This is a genomic window from Paraburkholderia phenoliruptrix (genome assembly GCF_019511605.1).
In the GTDB taxonomy this organism is placed as follows: Bacteria; Pseudomonadota; Gammaproteobacteria; order Burkholderiales; family Burkholderiaceae; genus Paraburkholderia; species Paraburkholderia phenoliruptrix_A.
In genome coordinates this window covers 128,875-135,382 of the sequence record NZ_JAEUAV010000019.1, presented here as the reverse complement: position 1 = coordinate 135,382, position 6,508 = coordinate 128,875, and the positions used below count along the sequence as shown (strand labels likewise).

At 63.5% G+C, this 6,508-nt stretch carries 6 protein-coding genes and 1 rRNA gene; 4 read left to right on the top strand and 3 right to left on the bottom strand.

Annotated features, from left to right (window positions below; all coding sequences use genetic code 11):
- The 3 genes from JNB89_RS22175 to JNB89_RS22165 form a co-directional block, all read right to left on the bottom strand.
- A 16S ribosomal RNA gene (locus JNB89_RS22175) occupies positions 1 to 104 on the bottom strand; the annotation flags it as partial.
- Between the two features lie 465 nt (positions 105 to 569).
- Positions 570 to 1,841 carry an SGNH/GDSL hydrolase family protein gene (locus JNB89_RS22170; protein ID WP_220363599.1) on the bottom strand — a complete coding sequence of 424 codons (1,272 nt, stop codon included), beginning with the start codon at positions 1,839 to 1,841 and terminating at the stop codon, positions 570 to 572.
- Between the two features lie 92 nt (positions 1,842 to 1,933).
- A complete protein-coding gene (locus tag JNB89_RS22165) occupies positions 1,934 to 3,559 on the bottom strand; it encodes an NAD(P)/FAD-dependent oxidoreductase (RefSeq protein ID WP_220363598.1) in 1,626 nt (541 codons plus the stop codon).
- A gap of 215 nt (positions 3,560 to 3,774) precedes the next feature.
- Between JNB89_RS22165 and paaA the strand changes: the two genes are divergently transcribed.
- The 4 genes from paaA to paaD are packed head-to-tail and all read left to right on the top strand — an operon-like array spanning position 3,775 to position 6,507.
- Positions 3,775 to 4,773 carry a 1,2-phenylacetyl-CoA epoxidase subunit PaaA gene (gene paaA / locus JNB89_RS22160; RefSeq protein ID WP_220363597.1) on the top strand — a complete coding sequence of 333 codons (999 nt, stop codon included), beginning with the start codon at positions 3,775 to 3,777 and terminating at the stop codon, positions 4,771 to 4,773.
- A gap of 38 nt (positions 4,774 to 4,811) precedes the next feature.
- A complete protein-coding gene (gene paaB / locus JNB89_RS22155) occupies positions 4,812 to 5,096 on the top strand; it encodes a 1,2-phenylacetyl-CoA epoxidase subunit PaaB (protein WP_013340753.1) in 285 nt (94 codons plus the stop codon).
- An 8-nt stretch (positions 5,097 to 5,104) separates the two neighbouring features.
- A complete protein-coding gene (gene paaC / locus JNB89_RS22150) occupies positions 5,105 to 5,908 on the top strand; it encodes a 1,2-phenylacetyl-CoA epoxidase subunit PaaC (RefSeq protein WP_220363596.1) in 804 nt (267 codons plus the stop codon).
- A 38-nt stretch (positions 5,909 to 5,946) separates the two neighbouring features.
- Positions 5,947 to 6,507 (top strand): 1,2-phenylacetyl-CoA epoxidase subunit PaaD, encoded by a 561-nt coding sequence (paaD, locus tag JNB89_RS22145; protein ID WP_220363595.1) that lies wholly within the window; start codon positions 5,947 to 5,949, stop codon positions 6,505 to 6,507.
- Position 6,508 lies beyond the last annotated feature (1 nt).

Genomic DNA, 6,508 nt, shown 5'->3' with positions numbered 1-6,508 from the left:
GTTCGCCACTCGCCGCCAGGCCGAAGCCCGCGCTGCCGTCCGACTTGCATGTGTAAGGCATGCCGCCAGCGTTCAATCTGAGCCAGGATCAAACTCTTCAGTTCAAACCTGTTACTGTTTTCGGTTGCTTTCACAACCGGTCGCTCACTCAACGTACTGACGAATGATCTTTCCATCTCTCGACAGAAAAACCTTCCTTTCATTACTGTGTGAGACTTGATACTTTCGCTTTGCGCCAGATTCCGAAGAACCCGGCTCGCGTCGCGCATCAAGCGCCCACACTTATCGGCTGCTAGTTTTTAAAGATCGGTTCGCACACTCAACAGCGCCTGCTTCAACTACCCGGCACCGCTTCGTTCTGCGTTGCTGCATCAGCAGCAGAGAAACGAGATTATGAAGGCTCTTTCATGGTTCGTCAACTGTATTTTTTCGCTTTCGCTTAAAACTACGTTCACGCCATTGCCGCTGGTTTCCGCCGCGGCTCCCCGTTCATAGAGGAGGAGCGGAATACTAGGTCACGCACGGCCTGATGACAAGGGTTCGCTCGAAACTTTTTGGCGGCTTACGGCTCACCTGCCCGCCGAAGTTACGATCGCGCCGGTGGGAATGGCGCCGGCCATCGCCGCGTAACCGGCATCGCTCGGATGAATGTGGTCGCCGCTATCGTATTGGCGCTGCAGACGGGCCGGCAGCGCCGGATCGCGCAATGCGGCGTCGAAGTCCACGACACCGTCGAACGCATGGCTTGAGCGGATCCACTGGTTCACGGCGAGCCGGATGTTTTCGCGCTCCGGCGCAAGCGCCGCAGGCGTCAACGTTCCGCCGAACACCTTCACTCCAGCATGCCGCGCGGCCGCGATGACGCGCTGATAGCCCGAGATGAGGTCGGCGGCCGTCACCGCAGCATGCGGGAAATCACAGTCGAGACCATTGCGCGCCGGCATCGCCGCAAAGTTAATGTCGTTGATACCGATCAGCAGCACGACCGCCTTGACGCCAGGCCGTTCGAGCACGTCCCGCCCAAAGCGCGTGACCAACGCTTCGCCATAGCACGGAGAATCGTTCAGCAGCCGGTTGCCGCTGATGCCCAGATTGATCACCGCCGTCGAGCGGCTTCCCGAACTGGCCAGCCGCCGCGCCAGCACGTCGGGCCAGCGGCGGTTCTGGTTCAGACTGGAGCGCATGCCGTCCGTGATCGAATCGCCGATCGCCGCGATTGTCGTTGACTCAGGCGCCGCTTGCACCGACAGCCCCGTTACCCACACATATTGTGTGAAACGTCCGCGGAACGCTGCTGCCGAAGCGTCGGCCGTGTGATTGCCGGGACTCGAAACGTAATTCAGTTGATTCGATACGCGGTGCCACGCCACGACACGCTGCTGGGGCCCCATGAACGCACTGATCGCATAAGGCGCGCCTTGCGCCACGTCTATCAGAATCGGATCGCTGTCCAGTTCTCGGCCCGGCGGGATGCTCACACTCGCCTTTCCAGTGAACGTCACCCGCGCGCCACCGGCCTCGGACACCGCCGCGCCGCCCGACGATCGCGCAATGCGCATCTCCTCGATCGTCAGCGGCGTCGTGCCGTACTTATTGCTGAGGTGAATCCGGGCGGAGCTTCCCGACAGCGTTGGATAAACAATCTGCCGGACGGTGCGCCCAGCGACTTCCGGCGCCCGATACAGTGGCGGCAGGTCCGGCCGTTGAGGAATGGCTTGGAGCGCGGTTGCCCAGGCTGTGACCCAGTGCGCCGACGTTTCGGCGGCCGCGGCGGGCAGCGACACTGAAAACTGGCAAAGTAGCGCAGCGCCGCATGCCGCGGCCAGGGAGCGAATAGTCATTCGAGTATCTGACTTGAAGCGAAACGGGCATTGTGCACGATTCGCGCCGGCGGTCGCGACCCGCTTGCCGGCCACTCCCAACCCCAGCATCTTTAGCGCGCCGCCAGCGCCCCGGTCATCTTCAAGGCCAGCGCTTCGGCCACTTCAATCCCGTCGATAGCCGCAGAATAGATCCCGCCAGCGTAACCCGCGCCCTCACCGGCCGGATACAGCCCTTCCACGTTCATGCTCTGGTAGTCATCCTTGCGGCGCACGCGGATCGGCGACGACGTCCGCGTCTCGACGCCCGTCAGCACAGCGTCGTGCATCGCGAAGCCGGCAATCTTCTTCTCCATCTGCGGCAGGGCTTCACGAATCGCCTCGATCACGTAATCGGGAAGCGCCGTGCTTAGATCTGTTGGATGCACCCCTGGCTTATAGGACGGCACGACCGAACCGAGCGACGTGGACGGCCGCCCAGCAATGAAATCGCCAACCAGCTGACCCGGCGCCATATAGTTGCCGCCGCCGAGCTCAAACGCCCGCTCTTCCCATTTGCGTTGAAACGCGATGCCGGCGAGCGGCCCGCCGGGGTAGTCGTCGGGCGTAATGCCTACGACGATTCCCGCATTCGCATTGCGCTCCGCCCGCGAATACTGGCTCATGCCGTTGGTCACGACGCGCCCGGGCTCCGAGGTCGCCGCGACCACTGTGCCGCCGGGGCACATGCAGAAGCTGTACACCGCGCGCCCGTTGCTGCAGTGATGCACGATCTTGTAGTCCGCCGCGCCCAGTTGCTTGTGGCCGGCAAACTTGCCGAACCGGCTGCGGTCGATCACGCCTTGTGGGTGCTCGATCCGGAAGCCCAGCGAAAACGGCTTGGCTTCAATATAGACGCCCCGATCGTGCAGCATCTGGAAGGTGTCGCGCGCGCTGTGGCCGACCGCGAGCACAACGTGATCGCAGCGCAGCGTCTCGCCCGTCGAGAGCTTTAGCCCGCGCACCTTGCCCTGATCGATGTCAATGTCGTCCACCCGCGTCTGGAACCGCACTTCGCCGCCCAACTCGTGGATGGTCGCGCGCATCTTCTCGACCATGCTGACCAGACGGAACGTGCCGATGTGCGGCCGGCTCAGGTAAAGAATGTCCTCCGGCGCACCGGCCCGCACGAACTCGTCCAGCACCTTGCGCCCGTAGTGCTTGGGATCCTTGATCTGGCTGTAGAGCTTGCCGTCCGAAAACGTACCCGCGCCGCCTTCGCCGAACTGCACGTTCGACTCCGGGTTCAGCACCGACTTGCGCCACAGTCCGAAGGTGTCCTTGGTCCGCTCGCGCACCGCCTTGCCGCGCTCGAGGATGATCGGACGAAAGCCCATTTGCGCGAGAATCAGCCCCGCGAACAACCCGCACGGCCCCATGCCGATCACTACGGGACGCGGCCCGGGCAGTTGCGCCGGCGCCTTCGCGACGAACCGGTATGTCATGTCAGGCGTAACCGCGCAATACGGCACGTCGGCGATCCGCTTGAGCGCCGCGGCCTCGTCCGCCACCTCCACGTCCACGATATAGGTGAGCTTGATGTCCGAGCGCTTGCGCGCGTCGTGCGCGCGCCGGAACACCGAGTAACGGACGAGCCCGTCTCGTGACACACCGAGTTGCGCGAGCCGCGCGCGCACGGCCGCCTCGAGTGCGCTTTCGGGGTGATCGAGCGGGAGTTTGATTTCGCTTAGACGTAACATGAAGTACCGGGAATGCAAGGAGGGCCGCCGATCGCGGCCAATTCGCAATTTTATAGGTTAAGCGTCGGCGCGGGGCTGCTGCGCGAAAAGCAAACAGGCGACGAACCGGTAGCCGTTCTATCGCCTGCCGTGCGCCGTCTCAAAAAATTTATTAACCGACCGGTCGGTTGGTTTATACTGTGCGAACCAGACAACTTCCGCAGAAGAGCGTCCTCATGTACACGCAATCCCTGGATATTCCCGGCAACGTGGCTCCGCTGGAGTCAGGCGCTACGTCGCCGGAGCAGGCGCAGTTCGACGCCGTGATGGCCGCGGACGGCAAGATCGAACCGCAGGACTGGATGCCCGACGCCTATCGCAAGACGTTGGTGCGGCAGATTTCGCAGCACGCGCATTCCGAGATTGTCGGCATGCTGCCCGAGGGCAACTGGATTACGCGCGCGCCTAGCCTCAAGCGCAAGGCGATTCTGCTCGCCAAGGTGCAGGACGAAGCCGGCCACGGCCTCTATCTATATAGCGCGGCTGAGACGCTTGGCGTCTCGCGGGACCAACTGATCGCGGCGCTGCATTCGGGCAAGGCCAAGTATTCGAGCATCTTCAATTACCCGACGCCCACGTGGGCGGATGTCGGCGTGATCGGCTGGCTGGTGGACGGCGCCGCGATCATGAACCAGATTCCGCTGTGCCGTTGCACTTACGGCCCCTACGCCCGAGCGATGATCCGCATCTGCAAGGAAGAGTCGTTCCACCAGCGCCAGGGGTTCGACGCGTTGATGGCAATGATGTCCGGCACCGAAGCGCAGCGCGAGCTGGTCCAGCAGGCGGTCAACCGCTGGTGGTGGCCCGTGCTGATGATGTTCGGCCCGAGCGACAAAGACTCGATCCACAGCAATCAGTCGTCGAAATGGGGCATCAAGCGCATTTCGAACGACGACCTGCGCCAGAAATTTGTCGACGCCACCGTCGATCAGGCCAAGGTGCTCGGCGTCACCCTGCCCGACCCGGAACTCAAGTGGAACGAGGCGCGCGGCCATTACGACTATGGCGACATCGACTGGGAAGAATTCTGGCGCGTGGTCAACGGCGATGGCCCATGCAATCGCGAGCGCCTCGGGACCCGCGTCAAAGCCCATAGCGACGGTGCGTGGGTTCGCGAAGCCGCACTCGCACACGCCGAAAAACAACGCCAACGCGCACAACAGCACGCCGCCTGACACACACGGCGCGCTCTGCAAGGAATCAGGAGATCAGGATGAACAAGGAATGGCCGATTTGGGAAGTGTTCGTGCGCAGCAAGCAGGGACTCGATCATAAGCACTGCGGCAGTCTGCACGCCGCCGACGCGCAAATGGCGCTGCGCATGGCGCGCGACGTCTATACGCGCCGCCAGGAAGGCGTAAGCATCTGGGTGGTGCCGTCTTCGGCAATCACGGCGTCGGCGCCGCAAGACAAGGCGGAGCTGTTCGAACCGGCCGGCGACAAGATTTACCGCCATCCGACGTTCTACACGCTCCCCGACGAAGTCAACCACATGTAAGGGCGGCCATGACTATCACGCCCGAACACCTGCAATACGTGCTGCGTCTCGCGGATACCGCGCTGATTCTCGGTCAACGCAACGCCGAGTGGTGCGGCCACGGCCCGATTCTCGAAGAGGACATCGCGCTGTCCAACATGAGCCTCGACCTGATCGGCCAGGCACGTCTGCTGTACACGCACGCAGCCTCGCTCGAGCAGCAGCTCACCGGCACCACCCGTACCGAAGACGACTACGCGTACTTCCGCGCCGAGCGCGAGTTCGCCAATTACACACTGGTCGAACTGCCGCATTACGGCCCGCTATCGGCCACGGCCCAGGCCGAAAAGGACTACGCGGTCACCATCGCGCGCAATTTCCTCTACTCGACGCTAATGGCGCATCTGTGGACGGCGCTCACGCAATCGACGGACGCGCAGCTTGCCGCAATCGCCGGGAAGTCGATCAAGGAGACGAGCTACCACGTGCATCACGCAAGCGAATGGCTGGTGCGCTTTGGCGACGGCACGGAGGAATCGCACCGCCGCGCGCAGGCGGCGCTGGACTATTTGATGCCGTACACGCGCGAGTTTTTCAGCACCGACGCCGTCGAGGAAACCATCGCGGCAGCGGGCATCGGCCCGCTCACCGCCAGTCTCGAATCTGCCTGGCTTGACGACGTGCGCGCCACGCTCGAGGAAGCCACGCTCGCACTCCCCGAGCCGCTCAAGCATGTGCCGACCGGCAAGCACGGTGAGCATTCCGAGCATATGGGCTTCGTGCTGGCCGAGATGCAAAGCCTCGCGCGGCAGCATCCAGGCGCGACCTGGTGACCGCGGCGACTGCGCCCGGTAACTACGCCGAACCGACCATGACCATTTCAACCGCGCCCTTCGCCGCCGACACCGACAGCACGCTCGAACGCGCGTGGGCGGTGCTCGAAGCCGTGCCTGATCCGGAAATGCCGGTGGTGTCCATCCGCGAGCTGGGCATTCTCCGTGACGTGCGTCGCGCCGAGGACGGCACCCTCGAGGTCGTGATCACGCCGACCTACTCGGGGTGCCCGGCCATGTCGCAGATCGCAGAAGACGTCGGTCACGCGCTCGACGTTGCCGGGCTCGCGCCCTATCACATCGCGACGGTGCTCGCGCCCGCGTGGACCACCGACTGGATGACCGAGGAGGCACGCGAGAAGCTCCGCGCCTACGGCATTGCGCCGCCCACGGGCAATTGCGGATCGGCGAGCGAGCACGCATCCGGGCCGCAGGAAAAGGTGCTGCGTTTCATGCCGCGCGCGCTGCCGGCGCCCTCCTGCCCGCGTTGCGGCTCGGCACACACGGAGCGTCTCGCGCAATTCGGCTCGACCGCCTGCAAAGCCTTGTACCGCTGCCTCGACTGCCGCGAACCCTTCGACTATTTCAAACCATACTGAT